The organism is Dyella silvae (assembly GCF_026421305.1).
In the GTDB taxonomy this organism is placed as follows: Bacteria; Pseudomonadota; Gammaproteobacteria; order Xanthomonadales; family Rhodanobacteraceae; genus Dyella; species Dyella silvae.
Genome location: NZ_JAPJBQ010000003.1, coordinates 141,535 through 155,247, shown reverse-complemented (window position 1 = coordinate 155,247; position 13,713 = coordinate 141,535). Strand labels below are relative to the sequence as shown.

Annotated in this window: 26 protein-coding genes; all 26 read right to left on the bottom strand. The window is 61.6% G+C overall.

The window, feature by feature from the left end:
* Positions 1-9: 9 nt before the first annotated feature.
* Positions 10-507: a disulfide bond formation protein B gene (locus tag OQE56_RS09220; protein ID WP_267223702.1), complete on the bottom strand. Its 498-nt coding sequence runs from the start codon at positions 505-507 to the stop codon at positions 10-12.
* Positions 508-760: 253 nt separating this feature from the next.
* Complete coding sequence (gene rplQ / locus OQE56_RS09215; RefSeq protein WP_267223700.1) at positions 761-1,141, bottom strand: 50S ribosomal protein L17; 381 nt, start codon at positions 1,139-1,141, stop codon at positions 761-763.
* Between the two features lie 305 nt (positions 1,142-1,446).
* On the bottom strand, positions 1,447-2,445 hold the full coding sequence (locus OQE56_RS09210) for a DNA-directed RNA polymerase subunit alpha (RefSeq protein WP_026033857.1): 999 nt from the start codon (positions 2,443-2,445) through the stop codon (positions 1,447-1,449).
* A 16-nt stretch (positions 2,446-2,461) separates the two neighbouring features.
* Entirely contained in the window at positions 2,462-3,088 is a 627-nt protein-coding gene (gene rpsD, locus OQE56_RS09205) for a 30S ribosomal protein S4 (RefSeq protein ID WP_267223696.1), read from the bottom strand.
* A gap of 12 nt (positions 3,089-3,100) precedes the next feature.
* Positions 3,101-3,487: a 30S ribosomal protein S11 gene (gene rpsK / locus OQE56_RS09200; RefSeq protein WP_007513384.1), complete on the bottom strand. Its 387-nt coding sequence runs from the start codon at positions 3,485-3,487 to the stop codon at positions 3,101-3,103.
* A gap of 12 nt (positions 3,488-3,499) precedes the next feature.
* On the bottom strand, positions 3,500-3,856 hold the full coding sequence (gene rpsM, locus OQE56_RS09195; RefSeq protein WP_019464879.1) for a 30S ribosomal protein S13: 357 nt from the start codon (positions 3,854-3,856) through the stop codon (positions 3,500-3,502).
* A 137-nt stretch (positions 3,857-3,993) separates the two neighbouring features.
* Positions 3,994-5,319 (bottom strand): preprotein translocase subunit SecY, encoded by a 1,326-nt coding sequence (gene secY / locus OQE56_RS09190; RefSeq protein ID WP_267223682.1) that lies wholly within the window; start codon positions 5,317-5,319, stop codon positions 3,994-3,996.
* 4 nt (positions 5,320-5,323) lie between these two features.
* On the bottom strand, positions 5,324-5,761 hold the full coding sequence (gene rplO / locus OQE56_RS09185) for a 50S ribosomal protein L15 (RefSeq protein WP_199045596.1): 438 nt from the start codon (positions 5,759-5,761) through the stop codon (positions 5,324-5,326).
* Positions 5,761-5,955, bottom strand: a complete 195-nt coding sequence (rpmD, locus tag OQE56_RS09180) for a 50S ribosomal protein L30 (RefSeq protein WP_019464882.1) — start codon at positions 5,953-5,955, stop codon at positions 5,761-5,763. The genes rplO and rpmD overlap by 1 nt, the downstream gene beginning before the upstream one ends.
* Positions 5,948-6,457, bottom strand: coding sequence for a 30S ribosomal protein S5 (rpsE, locus tag OQE56_RS09175; protein ID WP_019464883.1), 510 nt, complete (start codon positions 6,455-6,457; stop codon positions 5,948-5,950). The genes rpmD and rpsE overlap by 8 nt, the downstream gene beginning before the upstream one ends.
* A 120-nt stretch (positions 6,458-6,577) precedes the next feature.
* Entirely contained in the window at positions 6,578-6,931 is a 354-nt protein-coding gene (rplR, locus tag OQE56_RS09170) for a 50S ribosomal protein L18 (RefSeq protein WP_019464884.1), read from the bottom strand.
* Between the two features lie 29 nt (positions 6,932-6,960).
* Positions 6,961-7,488, bottom strand: coding sequence for a 50S ribosomal protein L6 (gene rplF, locus OQE56_RS09165; RefSeq protein ID WP_267223678.1), 528 nt, complete (start codon positions 7,486-7,488; stop codon positions 6,961-6,963).
* Between the two features lie 10 nt (positions 7,489-7,498).
* Positions 7,499-7,894, bottom strand: a complete 396-nt coding sequence (gene rpsH, locus OQE56_RS09160; protein WP_267223676.1) for a 30S ribosomal protein S8 — start codon at positions 7,892-7,894, stop codon at positions 7,499-7,501.
* Positions 7,895-8,119: 225 nt separating this feature from the next.
* Positions 8,120-8,425, bottom strand: a complete 306-nt coding sequence (rpsN, locus tag OQE56_RS09155; protein WP_267223674.1) for a 30S ribosomal protein S14 — start codon at positions 8,423-8,425, stop codon at positions 8,120-8,122.
* An 18-nt stretch (positions 8,426-8,443) separates the two neighbouring features.
* The gene (gene rplE / locus OQE56_RS09150) at positions 8,444-8,986 is read right to left on the bottom strand and encodes a 50S ribosomal protein L5 (protein WP_267223672.1); all 543 of its coding nucleotides are present in this window, start codon (positions 8,984-8,986) and stop codon (positions 8,444-8,446) included.
* Between the two features lie 10 nt (positions 8,987-8,996).
* Positions 8,997-9,311, bottom strand: coding sequence for a 50S ribosomal protein L24 (gene rplX, locus OQE56_RS09145; protein WP_267223670.1), 315 nt, complete (start codon positions 9,309-9,311; stop codon positions 8,997-8,999).
* A gap of 14 nt (positions 9,312-9,325) precedes the next feature.
* Positions 9,326-9,694: a 50S ribosomal protein L14 gene (gene rplN, locus OQE56_RS09140; protein WP_267223669.1), complete on the bottom strand. Its 369-nt coding sequence runs from the start codon at positions 9,692-9,694 to the stop codon at positions 9,326-9,328.
* Between the two features lie 14 nt (positions 9,695-9,708).
* Positions 9,709-9,969 (bottom strand): 30S ribosomal protein S17, encoded by a 261-nt coding sequence (gene rpsQ / locus OQE56_RS09135; protein ID WP_131406555.1) that lies wholly within the window; start codon positions 9,967-9,969, stop codon positions 9,709-9,711.
* A 12-nt stretch (positions 9,970-9,981) separates the two neighbouring features.
* Positions 9,982-10,167, bottom strand: coding sequence for a 50S ribosomal protein L29 (rpmC, locus tag OQE56_RS09130; RefSeq protein ID WP_019464891.1), 186 nt, complete (start codon positions 10,165-10,167; stop codon positions 9,982-9,984).
* A gap of 1 nt (position 10,168) precedes the next feature.
* Positions 10,169-10,582, bottom strand: coding sequence for a 50S ribosomal protein L16 (gene rplP / locus OQE56_RS09125; protein WP_114825373.1), 414 nt, complete (start codon positions 10,580-10,582; stop codon positions 10,169-10,171).
* Between the two features lie 11 nt (positions 10,583-10,593).
* Positions 10,594-11,343, bottom strand: coding sequence for a 30S ribosomal protein S3 (rpsC, locus tag OQE56_RS09120; protein ID WP_130619925.1), 750 nt, complete (start codon positions 11,341-11,343; stop codon positions 10,594-10,596).
* A 15-nt stretch (positions 11,344-11,358) separates the two neighbouring features.
* Positions 11,359-11,694 carry a 50S ribosomal protein L22 gene (rplV, locus tag OQE56_RS09115; protein WP_038620440.1) on the bottom strand — a complete coding sequence of 112 codons (336 nt, stop codon included), beginning with the start codon at positions 11,692-11,694 and terminating at the stop codon, positions 11,359-11,361.
* Entirely contained in the window at positions 11,694-11,966 is a 273-nt protein-coding gene (rpsS, locus tag OQE56_RS09110; protein ID WP_017461870.1) for a 30S ribosomal protein S19, read from the bottom strand. Before rpsS ends, rplV begins: the two co-directional genes overlap by 1 nt.
* 12 nt (positions 11,967-11,978) lie before the next feature.
* Positions 11,979-12,800 carry a 50S ribosomal protein L2 gene (gene rplB / locus OQE56_RS09105; RefSeq protein ID WP_267223657.1) on the bottom strand — a complete coding sequence of 274 codons (822 nt, stop codon included), beginning with the start codon at positions 12,798-12,800 and terminating at the stop codon, positions 11,979-11,981.
* A gap of 18 nt (positions 12,801-12,818) precedes the next feature.
* The gene (gene rplW / locus OQE56_RS09100; protein WP_074547429.1) at positions 12,819-13,112 is read right to left on the bottom strand and encodes a 50S ribosomal protein L23; all 294 of its coding nucleotides are present in this window, start codon (positions 13,110-13,112) and stop codon (positions 12,819-12,821) included.
* Positions 13,109-13,711, bottom strand: coding sequence for a 50S ribosomal protein L4 (gene rplD, locus OQE56_RS09095; RefSeq protein ID WP_266151958.1), 603 nt, complete (start codon positions 13,709-13,711; stop codon positions 13,109-13,111). Before rplD ends, rplW begins: the two co-directional genes overlap by 4 nt.
* Positions 13,712-13,713 lie beyond the last annotated feature (2 nt).

Sequence of the window (13,713 nt, the reverse complement as noted above, 5' to 3'; positions counted from 1 at the left end):
TCCGCGCGCTCAGGCGCGCTTGCGCGTGGCGGCATATACAGCCGCGAAGACCAGCAACAGATACCAGAGCAGCGTCCAGGCCGGCATCGGCAGGCCAAACACGGGTTCGACCTTGGCGCACTCGCCCGAGCCCGTGAACACCAGTTTTAGCACTTTGGCGAATGGGAACGTATCCATCATGTAGCCGAGATTGGGGCCGCAGGCAGGAATCTGATCCGCCGGCAACGTCTGCAGCCACAAATGCCGCCCCGCCGTGAGGATGCCGCCCAGGGCACCTAGCACCACACCGCCGGTGTAGACCCAGCGCACGCCACCGCGCGGCGCGTGCAGCCCGCCTAGCAGGAAGAACACGCCCATCACCATGAACGCGATGCGCTGAAAGATGCACAGCGGACAGGGAATCATGTTCAACACATGCTCGGCATACAGCGCAAAGCCCAGCAAGGCCACACAGACGGCAAAACCGGCGAGGCAAGTAGCGCGATACGACCAGCGGAAAGGATTCATGGCGTGACTGTGTTGCGTTGCGAAAACGGGACATTACCCGCTTGCCTGCCCTCTGTCAGCCCTGCCGATCATCCCCTGCCCGTTCTGTAGGAGCGCACTTGTGCGCGACCGCAGCGTCGCATCGTCGCCACTTCGTAGGCTAGTCACGCACAAGTGCGCTCCTACAAGGCCCGCGTGATATTGGCACCGCCAAAACGCAAAAACCCCGGCAGGTTGCCCTGCCGGGGTTTCGCAAAACACTGACTGCAACCGATTACTCGGCAGCCGGCTCGGTACGCGGGCGATCGACCAGCTCGACGTATGCCATCGGAGCGTTGTCGCCAGCACGGAAGCCGGCCTTGAGGATGCGCAGGTAACCGCCGGGACGCTCGCGGTAACGGGGGCCCAGCTCGATGAACAGCTTGCCCACGGCTTCCTTGTCGCGCAGACGCGCGAAAGCGAGACGACGGTTGGCGACGCCATCGGTCTTGGCGAGCGTGATGAGCGGCTCGGCGACGCGACGGAGTTCCTTGGCCTTGGGAAGCGTGGTGCGGATCAGCTCGTGCTTGATCAGCGACGCGGCCATGTTCTTGAACATGGCTTCGCGGTGACTGCTCGTGCGGTTGAGCTTGCGACCGGATTTCTGGTGACGCATGGCTATTACTCTCTATGTCTGTTGTTATGAAAAGTCGGCGGTTATGTCCGACTTCCCGCGGTTACCCGCTGATGAAGCCCTTCGTGCTACGGGCTCTTATTGAGCAAGACGGCCAAGCTGGCCGTTTAAGGCGTCTGCAAAATCCGAGGGATAAACACTCGTCAGACTGCCAAAACCAAGCGACCAAGGTGATCGCCCGAAACATCACGCGGCCCGAAGGCCGCTTTTGACAGCTGGCGAGCGCACCGGGGTACGCTCGCCAGTTTGTCGGTACTGCGGGCGACCGCGAACGGTCGCCAAAACCATTAACCCAGCTGCATACCGTGGGACAGACCCGGCGGCGGCCAGTTTTCAAGCTTCATACCCAGGGCCAGACCACGGCCACCCAGCACGTCCTTGATTTCAGTCAGGGACTTCTTGCCGAGGTTCGGCGTCTTGAGCAGTTCGACTTCGGTCTTCTGAACCAGATCGCCGATGTAGTAGATGCTCTCGGCCTTCAGGCAGTTAGCCGAACGCACGGTGAGCTCCAGATCGTCGATCGGGCGCAGCAGCAGCGGGTCGAAACCGCCCTTCTCCGCCTTGTCCGTGGCGCTCTCGCGACGCGAGAAGTCACCGAACACCGACAGCTGGTCGTTGAGGATTTCGGCGGCCTTGCGAACCGCGTCTTCCGCACCGATGGTGCCGTTGGTTTCGATATCCAGCACCAGCTTATCGAGGTTGGTGCGCTGCTCAACGCGAGCGGCGTCCACTTCGTAGGCAACACGCAGGACCGGCGCGAACGACGCGTCGAGCTGCAGGCGGCCAATCGGACGAGCCTCATCATCCGGATGCTGGCGCGCGCTGGCCGGCTGGTAGCCGACGCCGCGACGCACCTTCAGGCGCATGTTGAGAGCGATGTCCTTGGTCAGGTGGCAGATCACATGCTCGGGGTTGATGATTTCCACCGAGTGGTCGACGGCGATATCGCCGGCGGTGACCACGCCCTTGCCCTTCTTGGACAAGGTCAGGGTGACTTCGTCACCCGAGTGCTGGCGAATCGCCACGTCCTTGAGGTTAAGCAGGACTTCGATCACGTCCTCCTGCAAACCTTCCAGCGTGGTGTATTCGTGCAGCACGCCATCAATTTCCACCTCGACGATGGCAGAGCCAGGGATCGAGGAGAGCAGCACGCGACGCAGCGCGTTGCCCAGGGTGTGGCCGAAACCACGCTCGAGCGGCTCCACCACCACCTTGGCGCGGTTGGCTCCGAGCTGCTCGACGCTGAGGCCGCGAGGGCGCAGCACGCTAGTTGACGAAACTGCCATGCAGGGCTCCGGTTGATTACTTCGAGTAAAGCTCGACGATCAAGCTCTCGTTGATATCGGACGGCAGATCGCCGCGGTCCGGCATCGCCTTGAACGTACCTTCGAACTTCTTGCTGTCGACTTCGACCCACTGCGGACGCAGGTCCATGGTGTCGAACACGGTCGACGCTTCCTGCACGCGCAGCTGAGTGCGAGCACGCTCGGTCAGGGCAACGACGTCGCCCGAACGGACCTGGTACGACGGAATGTTCACCTTCTTACCGTTGACCAGCACAGCCTTGTGGCTGACCAGCTGACGGGCCTGGGCGCGGGTGACCGCGAAACCCATGCGGTAAACGACGTTGTCCAGACGGCTTTCGAGCAGGCGCAGCAGGTTCTCACCGGTGTTGCCCTTGAGGGTCGACGCCTTGGCGTAGTAGTTGCTGAACTGACGCTCGAGCACACCGTAGATGCGCTTGACCTTCTGCTTTTCACGCAGCTGCAGGGCGTAGTCCGACATGCGCATGCGCTTGTTGGCGCCATGCTGGCCGGGCTTGTTTTCCAGCTTGCACTTCGAATCGATAGCGCGAGCGGGGCTCTTCAAACTGAGGTCTGCACCCTCGCGGCGGGCGAGCTTGCAGGTAGCTCCACGATAACGTGCCATGGGTATGCTCCTTTAGACTCGACGCTTCTTGGGGGGACGGCAGCCGTTGTGCGGGATCGGCGTGACATCGATGATGTTGAGCACCTTGTAGCCCAGCGCATTCAACGAACGCACAGCGGACTCACGACCCGGACCCGGGCCCTTGATGCGAACTTCCACGGTCTTCACGCCGTAATCGCCTGCAGCGCGGCCGGCCTTTTCGGCGGCAACCTGAGCTGCGAACGGGGTCGACTTACGCGAACCGCGGAAACCCGCGCCGCCGGCAGTCGCCCACGACAGGGCATTGCCCTGGCGATCGGTGATCGTGACGATGGTGTTGTTGAAGGAGGCTTGCACGTGGGCCACGGCATCCGTGACAACGCGCTTGATCTTCTTCTTGGTCTTGACAGGCTTAGCCATGTTCGGAATCCGTTACTTCTTGATGGCGCGACGCGGGCCCTTACGGGTGCGCGCATTGGTACGCGTGCGCTGGCCGCGCACCGGCAGACCACGGCGGTGACGCAGACCGCGGTAGCAACCCAGATCCATCAGACGCTTGATGGCAATACCCACCTCGCGACGCAGATCGCCTTCGACGACGTACTTACCGATTTCGTGACGAAGCTTTTCGACTTCGCCCTCACTCAGGGACTTGATCTGCGTGGTCGGAACCACGCCTGCGTCCGCGCAGACCTTCTTGGCCCGGCTGCGGCCGATCCCGTAAATGCTCTGCAGGCCAACCCAGACATGCTTCTGGACCGGCAAATTGACACCCGCGATGCGCGCCATGATGTACTTTCTCCGATGCGTTTCGTGCGCGGTAAACGCGCAATTCTAACCGTAAATAACCCAACAGGAAAGCCCTGCGGCACCAGGGGTGCCGCCGCCCTCCAATCCAGACCAACTTCCCACCACCCCAGCAGCCATCAGTTGCGGCGGAGGTTGGCCTTCTTGAGCAGGCTTTCGTACTGGTGACTGACCAAGTGCGCCTGCACCTGGGCAGTGAAATCCATCACCACGACCACGACGATGAGCAGAGAGGTGCCACCGAAGTAGAAGGGGACGTGCCACGCCTTTTGCATAAACGAGGGAACCAGACAGACCAGCACCAGGTAGAGAGCGCCAACACCAGTCAGACGGGTCATCACGTTATCGATGTAATCGGCCGTCGAGCGGCCGGGACGGATACCCGGAATCAAGGCGCCGGAGCGCTTGAGGTTATCCGCCGTCTCCTGGGAGTTGAACACGATCGCCGTATAGAAGAAGGCGAAAGTGATCACCAGCACCGCGAAGACGATGTCATACAGCGGCTCACCCGGGGTGAGCGCCTGGGTCAACTCAGTCAGCCAGCGCGACTGATGACCCTGGCCGAACCACGTTGCCGCGGTGGCCGGGAACATCAGCAGGCTCGACGCGAAGATCGGCGGGATCACGCCCGACATGTTGATCTTCAGCGGCAGGTGCGAGGTCTGATTCATGTAAGCCCGCTGCCCGCCGGAACGTCGCGCATAGTTCACGGTAATGCGCCGCTGGGCGCGCTCCATGAACACCACGAACGCCGTCACCGCGAGAATCAGGCCTACCACCATGATCATTTTGATCACGGAGAGCTCGCCATTGCTGGCCATAGTCAGCGTGTGCGCCACGGCACCCGGCAGACCGGCGACGATACCGGCGAAGATCAGCAGCGAAATACCGTTGCCAATACCGCGTTCAGTGATCTGCTCGCCCAGCCACATCAGGAACATCGTGCCAGCGGTAAGGCCGACGATCGACGCCATGATGAAGCCCATGCCCGGCGTGTAAACCACCGGTGCGCCACCCTGCGCTACCTGTTTCTGCAGCGCCACGGCGATACCGAATGCCTGGAAGGCAGCCAGACCGACCGTACCAAAGCGGGTGTAGGTCGTCATCTTGCGACGACCGGCCTCACCTTCCTTGCGCAGCGCCTGCAGACTCGGAATGACCGAACCCATCATCTGCACCACGATGGAGGCAGAGATGTAGGGCACGACGCCAAGTGCGAACACTGAGAAGCGTGCGAGCGAGCCACCCGAGAACATGTTGAACATGTTCATCAGGCCGCCACCCTGCTCGATCAGGTTCGTCATGGCTTCCGGATTGACGCCAGGAACCGGGATGAAGGAACCAAGACGGAAGACGATCAGCGCACCAATCACGAAGAAGATGCGCTGACGCAGTTCCGTCAGCTTGCCGAGCGATCCGAGCGATGTGCCCTGGGCTGACGCCACGTGATTACTCCACGCTGCCGCCGGCAGCTTCGATCGCTGCCTTTGCGCCGGCCGTGGCCAGCACGCCCGACAGCTTCACCGCGCGGCCGATCTCGCCCTTGAGAACAACCTTGACCTTCTTGGCGTGGCTGTCGATCAGGCCTGCCTGGTGCAGCGCGATCGTGTCGATCACGTCCGCCTTCAGGGTAGCCAGCTGGTAAAGGAACACTTCCTGGCTCTCTTTCTTCTTGAGCGAACGGAAGCCGACCTTCGGCAGGCGGCGCTGCAGCGGCATCTGACCGCCTTCGAAACCGTACTTGTGGGTACCGCCCGCGCGAGCGTGCTGACCCTTGTGACCGCGACCAGCGGTCTTGCCCAGGCCCGAACCGATACCGCGACCGACGCGAAGGCGGGTCTTGCGGGAACCGGCGGCCGGCTTGATGTCGTTAAGACGCATGGTGATTACTCCTCAACCCGCACGAGGTAATAGACCGTGTTGATCAAGCCACGCACCTGCGGGCTATCCTTCAGTTCACGGACGTCGTTGAGCTTGTTCAGGCCGAGCGCCTTGACGCTCAGGCGATGACGGCTCTGCACACCGCGCAGGCCCTTGACCAGGCGCACGCGCACGGTGGCGGCGGTTTCGTTCTTAGCCATTGCCCAGCACCTCTTCAATGGTCTTACCGCGCTTGGCAGCGATCTGCTTCGGCGAGGCAACGGCCTGCAGGCCCTTGATGGTCGCGCGGACCAAATTGATCGGGTTGCGCGAACCGACGGCCTTGGCCAGCACGTTCTTCACACCCACGACTTCCAGCACAGCGCGCATCGCGCCGCCGGCAATCACGCCGGTACCTTCGGAAGCCGGCTGCATGAACACGCGAGCTGCGCCGTGGTTGGCCTTGATGGCGTACCACAGGGTGCCGTTGTTCAGATCGATGCTCACCATGTTGCGGCGGGCGCGGTCCATGGCCTTGGAGATGGCAACCGGCACTTCACGCGCCTTGCCATAGCCGAAGCCCACGCGACCTTCGCCATCGCCGACCACGGTCAGCGCGGTGAAGCTCATCTGGCGGCCACCCTTGACGGTCTTGGCCACGCGGTTAACGGCAATCAGCTTCTCGAGCAGGCCGTCCGAATTTTCGCGATCGGTAGAAGACATGTTCTTTTTCCGTATGCCTGGCGAACCAGGACTTTTGCTTGCGGCTATGCCGCTTGGAGTTTTAGGTACTTCTGTTGGGTTCAAGTGCCGGGTGAAACCGGCACCTGAAACCAGACTGGCTTAGAACTTCAGGCCAGCTTCGCGAGCGGCATCGGCCAGGGCCTTGATGCGACCGTGGTAGCGGAAGCCCGAGCGATCGAACGCCACGGACTCGATACCAGCAGCCAGCGCGCGCTCGGCCACGGCCTTACCGACAGCAGCAGCAGCGGTGAGGTTCTTCGTGCCCTTCAGGCCTTCAGCCACCGACTTCTGCACCGTGGAAGCAGCAGCGACCACGCTCTGACCATCGGCGGCAAACACCTGCGCGTACAGGTGCTGACCGGTGCGATGCACCGAAAGACGGGCGACGGCCAGCTTGCGGATGTGAGCGCGGGTCGACTTGGCGCGACGCAGGCGGGATTCGTTCTTGTTCATCGTGTTCTCTCCAGGAAGCGGATAGGCGATTAGGCCTTCTTGGCTTCCTTCAGGGTGATCTTCTCGCCGGAGTAGCGCACGCCCTTGCCCTTGTAGGGCTCCGGCGGACGGAAGCCACGGATCTTGGCAGCCACTTCACCCACGCGCTGCTTGTCCGAACCCTTGATAAGGATTTCGGTCTGCGACGGGGTTTCGATGGTGATGCCTTCCGGTGCATCGAACACGACCGGATGCGAGAAGCCCAGGGCGATATTCAGCGACTTACCGGCCATCGAGGCGCGGTAGCCCACGCCGACCAGCTCGAGCTTGCGCTCATAGCCGTCGGATACGCCCTTGACCATGTTGGCCAGCAGCGCACGCAGGGTGCCACCGAACTTGTCGTCTGCACCTTCGGCCACGGCGATGTTCGCCACGCCGTTGTCGATGGAGACAGAAGCGCCCGGGAGGACGTGGGTCGCCAGGGTGCCCTTCGGGCCCTTGACGGTGATGCCATTGGCGGTCGAGGTGATCTCAACGCCCTTCGGCAGGGTAATCGGCTGTTTGGCAACGCGAGACATCGTCGGCTCCTTATGCGACCTGGCCGATGACTTCGCCGCCCAGACCCTTAGAACGGGCCTGCGCGTCGGTCAGCAAACCGGCGGAAGTCGAGATGATCGAGATACCCAGGCCACCCAGGACCTTCGGCAGCTCGTCCTTGCCGCGGTAAACGCGGAGGCCAGAGCGGCTGACACGGGTAATGGTTTCGATGGCCGGACGGCCTTCGAAATACTTGAGCTTGATCTCGAGCACCGGCTTGCCTTCCACAGTGGAGGCCTTGGCGTCGAGGATGTAGCCCTCATTCTTAAGAAGATTGGCGATGGCCAACTTCAGCTTCGACGACGGCATGTTTACGGCCTGCTTGCCCGTGAGCTGGGCATTGCGGATGCGCGTAAACAGATCGGCGATGGGATCAGTCATGCTCATGAAAACATCCTTCAGAGTGCACCGATATCCGAAAAACCGGAAATCTGTTTTGAGTTGTATGCCGGCACAGAGCCAGCCTGCAGGGACGCAGACCGCCGACTATAGCAGCATTTTTCCGACTTTGCGAACAACGGCGCGAATTCGCGCCAACGGCGGCGAGCCAGGGGCTTGCCGCCGTATCGGAACAGGGTAAGGCTCGCGCCCTACCCCGCCCAGTTTGGGGTCTTACCAGCTAGCCTTACGCAGGCCAGGAACGTCACCACGCATGGTGGCTTCGCGCAGCTTGTTACGGCCGAGACCAAACTTCTGGTACACGGCGCGCGGACGGCCGGTCAGCGCACAGCGCGTACGCTGGCGAGCCGGACTGGCATCACGCGGCTGCTTCTGCAGCTTGGTCTGGGCGTCCATCTTCTCCTCGTAGGAGGCGGTGGGGCTCAGCACGATCGCCTTCAGTTCGGCGCGCTTGGCGGCGTACTTCTTGACGAGCTTGGTCCGCTTGAGGTCGCGGTTAACCATTGAGGTCTTGGCCATGTGTCTCTCGCGGCTCTCTTAGTTGCGGAACGGGAAGCTGAAAGCTTCCAGCAGCGCCTTGGCTTCTTCGTCGCTCTTGGCGGTGGTGGTAATGGAGATATCCATACCACGCATCGCGTCGACGGCGTCGAAGTCGATTTCCGGGAAGATGATCTGCTCTTTGATGCCGAAGTTGTAATTACCACGACCATCAAAAGCGCGACCCGACACACCACGGAAGTCGCGCGTACGCGGCAGCGAGATGTTGATCAGGCGATCAAGGAATTCCCACATCTGCGCGCGGCGCAGGGTGACCTTGCAGCCGATCGGCCAGCCGTCGCGGATCTTGAACGAGGCAACCGACACGCGGGCCTTGGTCTGGATCGGCTTCTGGCCGGAGATCTTGGCCATGTCGGCCACGGCGTTCTCGAGCACCTTCTTGTTGCCCGCCGCTTCGCCCACGCCCATGTTCAGCGTGATCTTGGTGATGCGGGGAACCTGCATCACATTCTGGTACCCAAAACGCTCGGTGAGCTTCTGGATGACCTGGTCTTTGTAAAACGTTTCGAGACGCGTCGTCATGATTGATTCCTTACGCGTCCACAACTTCGCCGGAGGACTTGAACACGCGCACCTTACGCCCATCAGAGAGCGTCTTGGCGCCAACGCGTTCACCCTTGCCCGTGGCGGAGTTGAACAGCTGGACGTTGGAGATGTGGATCGAAGCTTCACGCTCGACGATGCCGCCAGCCTGATTGGCCTGGGGGTTCGGCTTGGTGTGACGCTTGACCAGGTTCACGTTGGAGACGAACACGCGGTCGCCATCAACGCGCAGCACGTCGCCGCGCTGACCCTTGTTTTTGCCGGTGATCACGAGGACCTGATCACCCTTGCGGATACGGTTCATGGTCTAGTCTCCGCTCAGAGCACTTCGGGCGCGAGCGAGACGATCTTCATGAACTTCTCGCTGCGCAGCTCGCGAGTAACCGGCCCGAAAATACGGGTGCCGATCGGCTCGAGCTTGTTGTTGAGGAGGACCGCTGCATTGCCGTCGAAACGGATCAGCGAGCCGTCGGCACGGCGCACACCCTTGGCGGTACGAACCACCACGGCGTTGTACACCTCACCCTTCTTCACTTTGCCGCGGGGGATGGCATCCTTCACGGTGACCTTGATCACGTCACCGATCGCGGCGTAACGGCGCTTGGAGCCGCCGAGCACCTTGATGCACATCAGTTCCTTGGCACCGCTGTTGTCGGCCGCGGAAAGCGTGCTTTGCATCTGGATCATGTCTGCACCCTCCCTTAGACGTTAGCGCGCGTGATGATTTCGACCACGCGGTGATGCTTGGTCTTGGACAGCGGACGGCACTCCGCGATACGGACCAGATCACCTTCGTTCGCGCCCAGGTCGTCCTGTGCGTGAAGCTTGGTCGAACGACGGATGATCTTGCCGATCAGCGGATGCTGTTCCTGGCGTTCGATCAGGACCGTAACGGTCTTGTCCATCTTGTTGCTGATGACGCGGCCCTCGAGGGTGCGCGTCTGCTTTTTGTTGTCGCTCATATCGGCCGTCCCTTACTTCTTGCCGCCGAGCACGAACTTCGTGCGGGCGATGTCGCGCCGAACTCGGCGCAGCTGGTGCGGCTGGTTGAGCTGGCCGGTGCCCTTCTGCATGCGCAGGTTGAACTGCTCCTTGCGCAGGTCCAGCAGGTGCTTATTCAGCTCTTCGGCCGTCTTGTTGGTCAGATCTTTGATGGCCATATCACATCACCGCCCGGGTCACGAATTGGGTCTGGACGGACAGCTTGGCAGCGGCCAGGCGGAACGCCTCGCGTGCAGATGCCTCGTCAATACCCTCGATTTCATAAAGCATGCGGCCCGGCTGGATCGGAGCGACCCAGTATTCGACGCCACCCTTACCGGCACCCATTCGAACTTCGATGGGCTTCTTGGTGATGGGCTTGTCCGGGTACACGCGGATCCACAGCTTGCCGCCGCGCTTGACGAAGCGGGTGATGCAACGACGACCGGCTTCGATCTGACGTGCAGTCAGCGCACCGTGCGTGGTCGCCTTCAGACCAAACTCGCCAAAGCTGACGAGGTTGGAGCAGAAGGCCAGACCGTCGTTACGGCCCTTGAACTGCTTACGGAATTTGGTTCGCTTGGGTTGCAGCATGGCAACTCTCCTTACTTCGCCGTCCGCTCGCGACGGCCTTCACCGCCCTCGCGACGCGATTCACGACGACCCTCACCACCCTCACGGCGCGGCTGGGACTGCTCTTCCTTCGGCTCCTGGTTGATCTGGGACAGATCGAAGATCTCGCCCTTATAGATCCACACCTTGATACCGATGATGCCGTAGGTGGTCTTCGCCTCGGCGGTGCCGTAGTCGATGTCCGCACGCAGCGTATGCAGCGGCACGCGACCTTCACGGGCCCATTCGGAACGGGCAATCTCAGCGCCGTTCAGACGGCCAGAGACATTGATTTTGATACCCAGGGCGCCAAGGCGCATCGCGTTGCCGACCGAGCGCTTCATAGCGCGGCGGAACATGATGCGACGCTCCAGCTGCTGCGCGATCGACTCGGCAACCAGCTGCGCGTCAATCTCGGGCTTACGCACTTCGCTGACATTGATGTGCGCCGGAACGCCCATCATGTCGCTGACTTCCTTGCGCAGCTTTTCGATGTCCTCGCCCTTCTTGCCGATCACCACGCCCGGACGGGCGGTGTGAATCGTCACGCGTGCGGTCTTGGCCGGACGCTCGATGAGGATCTTCGAAATGCCGGCCTGGGCCAGCTTCTTGCGCAGCATCTCGCGAACCTTCAGGTCGGCAGCGAGGTACTGGGCGTATTCGCCCTTATTGGCGTACCACTTCGAGTTCCAGTCCTTGGCGATGCCGAGGCGGATACCGGTGGGATGAACTTTATGACCCATCGTCTACGTCCTCAGTCAGTTGCCAACGACCACAGTGATGTGGCTCGTGCGCTTAAGGATGCGGGAACCGCGGCCTTTGGCGCGGGCGTACATGCGCTTCATCGCCGGACCTTCGTCGACAAAGATGCGCGAGACCTTCAGCTCGTCAACGTCAGCACCGAGGTTGTTCTCGGCGTTGGCGACGGCCGACAGCAGCACCTTGCGAACAATGTGCGCAGCCTTCTTGTTGGTGAAATTGAGCACGTCGCTGGCACGGCCCACGGGCATCCCGCGGACCAGGTCAGCTACCAGGCGTGCCTTCTGCGCCGAAATGCGGGCGCTGCGCAGGATCGCTTTGGCTTCAGTGCTCATCACTTGCCCTTCTTGTCGCCGCCATGGCCCTTGAAGGTGCGGGTCACCGCGAACTCGCCGAGCTTGTGCCCGACCATGTTCTCGTTGACCAGCACGGGGACATGCTGACGGCCGTTGTGGATGGCGATGGTCAAGCCGACCATCTCCGGCAGGATCATCGAGCGACGCGACCAGGTCTTGATCGGACGCTTGTTATTGGCGGAAACGGCGGCTTCCACCTTCTTTACGAGGTGCAGGTCGACAAACGGACCTTTCTTTAGAGAGCGCGGCATGATCGTTTCCTGTTACTTGCGACGACGCACGATGAACTGCTGGGTGCGCTTGTTGGAGCGCGTCTTGTAGCCCTTGGCCGGCGTACCCCACGGAGAAACCGGGTGACGACCGCCAGAGGTCTTGCCCTCACCACCGCCGTGCGGATGGTCGACCGGGTTCATCACCACACCGCGAACGGTGGGACGAATACCCAACCAGCGCTTGGCGCCGGCCTTGCCGAGCTTCTTCAGGCTGTGCTCGCCATTGCCCACTTCACCGATGGTGGCGCGGCAATCGACCGGCACGCGGCGCATTTCGCCAGAGCGAAGACGCAGCGTGGCGTAACCGGACTCACGAGCCACCAGCTGCACCGAAGCACCGGCCGAGCGTGCGATCTGCGCACCCTTGCCCGGACGCATCTCGATGCAGTGAATGGTCGAACCCACCGGGATCGCGCGCAGCGGCAGGCTGTTGCCCACCTTGATCGGTGCATCGCTGCCCGCTACCAGGCGATCACCCGCCTGCACGCCCTTGGGAGCGATGATGTAACGACGCTCGCCGTCGGCATAGCACAGCAGAGCGATATGCGCAGTGCGGTTCGGATCGTATTCAATGCGCTCGACGGTGGCAGCAATGCCTTCCTTGTCGCGCTTGAAATCGATAATGCGGTAACGCTGTTTGTGACCACCACCCTGGTGGCGAACAGTGATGCGACCGTAATTGTTGCGACCGCCGTTCTTGGTCTTCGCTTCGGTCAACGCCGCGTACGGCGCGCCCTTGTGAAGGCCCTCGGTGCGGACGCTGACTGCGTCGCGGCGTCCGGGGGAGGTCGGCTTATGAGTGATCAGTGCCATCTCAATTCAACTCCTGGCTCAGGCCTTGACCGACACGTCGATGGTCTGACCATCAGCGAGGCGGACATAAGCCTTGCGCTTGCCCTGGCGGCTACCAGCGCGGAAACGGAAGGACTTGACCTTGCCCTTGGCATTGACGAGGTTCACCTGCTCGACCTTGACGTCGAACATCTGTTCCACCGCTGCGCGGACATCGGCCTTGGTTGCCTCGGGGGCGACCACGAATACGTACTGGTTCTTCTCGGCAAGGCGCGCGGCCTTTTCCGAAATGTGCGGCGCACGCAGCGTATTCAGAATGCGTTCGTTGCTCATGCCAGCCACTCCTCGATCTTCTTCACCGCATCGACGGTCATGACGATGTGGTCCGAACCGACCAGGCTGACCGGGTTCAACGCCAGCACGTCCACCACGTGGATGTACGGAATGTTGCGCGCAGCCAGGAAAGTGGCTTCGTTGGCATCTTCCGACACCAGCAGTACGCGACCGGACACCTGCAGCTCAGCCAACTTGGCAACCATCGCCTTGGTCTTCGGGGTGTCGATGCCAAAGCTCTCGACAACCTTCAAACGGTCCTGGCGAACCAGCTCCGAAAGAATCGAGCGGATGGCAACGCGATACGACTTGCGATTGACCTTCTGCTCATAGCTGCGCGGCTTGGCAGCGAACGTGCGGCCACCACCGACGAAGATCGGTGCACGGTAGTCACCGTGACGGGCGCCGCCGCCCTTCTGCTTCTTGAACTTCTTGGTGGTACCCGACATTTCGCCGCGCGAAAGCTGCGACTGGGTACCCGCACGGCCGCCTGCCTGATAGGCAACGACGACCTGGTGGATCAGGGCCTGCTTGAGCTCACCGCCGAACACTTCGTCCGACACATTGAGCGGCTTGGCGCCAATAACATTGAGTTCCATGG

What these genes read in the sequence shown, in the direction of transcription:
- rplN (WP_267223669.1), bottom strand. Translation starts at nt 9,694, where the DNA reads ATGATCCAGATGCAAAGCACGCTTTCCGCGGCCGACAACAGCGGTGCC.
- rplE (WP_267223672.1), bottom strand. Translation starts at nt 8,986, where the DNA reads ATGACGACGCGTCTCGAAACGTTTTACAAAGACCAGGTCATCCAGAAG.
- rplW (WP_074547429.1), bottom strand. Translation starts at nt 13,112, where the DNA reads ATGAGCAACGAACGCATTCTGAATACGCTGCGTGCGCCGCACATTTCG.
- OQE56_RS09220 (WP_267223702.1), bottom strand. Translation starts at nt 507, where the DNA reads ATGAATCCTTTCCGCTGGTCGTATCGCGCTACTTGCCTCGCCGGTTTT.
- rplV (WP_038620440.1), bottom strand. Translation starts at nt 11,694, where the DNA reads ATGAGCACTGAAGCCAAAGCGATCCTGCGCAGCGCCCGCATTTCGGCG.
- OQE56_RS09210 (WP_026033857.1), bottom strand. Translation starts at nt 2,445, where the DNA reads ATGGCAGTTTCGTCAACTAGCGTGCTGCGCCCTCGCGGCCTCAGCGTC.
- rpmC (WP_019464891.1), bottom strand. Translation starts at nt 10,167, where the DNA reads ATGGCCATCAAAGATCTGACCAACAAGACGGCCGAAGAGCTGAATAAG.
- rpsK (WP_007513384.1), bottom strand. Translation starts at nt 3,487, where the DNA reads ATGGCTAAGCCTGTCAAGACCAAGAAGAAGATCAAGCGCGTTGTCACG.
- rplP (WP_114825373.1), bottom strand. Translation starts at nt 10,582, where the DNA reads ATGCTGCAACCCAAGCGAACCAAATTCCGTAAGCAGTTCAAGGGCCGT.
- rplD (WP_266151958.1), bottom strand. Translation starts at nt 13,711, where the DNA reads ATGGAACTCAATGTTATTGGCGCCAAGCCGCTCAATGTGTCGGACGAA.
- rpsS (WP_017461870.1), bottom strand. Translation starts at nt 11,966, where the DNA reads ATGCCGCGCTCTCTAAAGAAAGGTCCGTTTGTCGACCTGCACCTCGTA.
- rpsQ (WP_131406555.1), bottom strand. Translation starts at nt 9,969, where the DNA reads ATGAGCGACAACAAAAAGCAGACGCGCACCCTCGAGGGCCGCGTCATC.
- rplX (WP_267223670.1), bottom strand. Translation starts at nt 9,311, where the DNA reads ATGAACCGTATCCGCAAGGGTGATCAGGTCCTCGTGATCACCGGCAAA.
- rpsE (WP_019464883.1), bottom strand. Translation starts at nt 6,457, where the DNA reads ATGTCTTCTACCGATCGCGAAAATTCGGACGGCCTGCTCGAGAAGCTG.
- rplQ (WP_267223700.1), bottom strand. Translation starts at nt 1,141, where the DNA reads ATGCGTCACCAGAAATCCGGTCGCAAGCTCAACCGCACGAGCAGTCAC.
- rpsD (WP_267223696.1), bottom strand. Translation starts at nt 3,088, where the DNA reads ATGGCACGTTATCGTGGAGCTACCTGCAAGCTCGCCCGCCGCGAGGGT.
- rpsH (WP_267223676.1), bottom strand. Translation starts at nt 7,894, where the DNA reads ATGAGCATGACTGATCCCATCGCCGATCTGTTTACGCGCATCCGCAAT.
- rpsC (WP_130619925.1), bottom strand. Translation starts at nt 11,343, where the DNA reads ATGGGTCATAAAGTTCATCCCACCGGTATCCGCCTCGGCATCGCCAAG.
- rpsN (WP_267223674.1), bottom strand. Translation starts at nt 8,425, where the DNA reads ATGGCCAAGACCTCAATGGTTAACCGCGACCTCAAGCGGACCAAGCTC.
- rplB (WP_267223657.1), bottom strand. Translation starts at nt 12,800, where the DNA reads ATGGCACTGATCACTCATAAGCCGACCTCCCCCGGACGCCGCGACGCA.
- rplF (WP_267223678.1), bottom strand. Translation starts at nt 7,488, where the DNA reads ATGTCTCGCGTTGCCAAACAGCCGATTACCCTGCCGAAGGGCGTTGAG.
- rpmD (WP_019464882.1), bottom strand. Translation starts at nt 5,955, where the DNA reads ATGGCTAAGAACGAAACCGCCGCCACCGTGCGCGTGCGCCTGGTCAAG.
- rpsM (WP_019464879.1), bottom strand. Translation starts at nt 3,856, where the DNA reads ATGGCGCGCATCGCGGGTGTCAATTTGCCGGTCCAGAAGCATGTCTGG.
- rplR (WP_019464884.1), bottom strand. Translation starts at nt 6,931, where the DNA reads ATGAACAAGAACGAATCCCGCCTGCGTCGCGCCAAGTCGACCCGCGCT.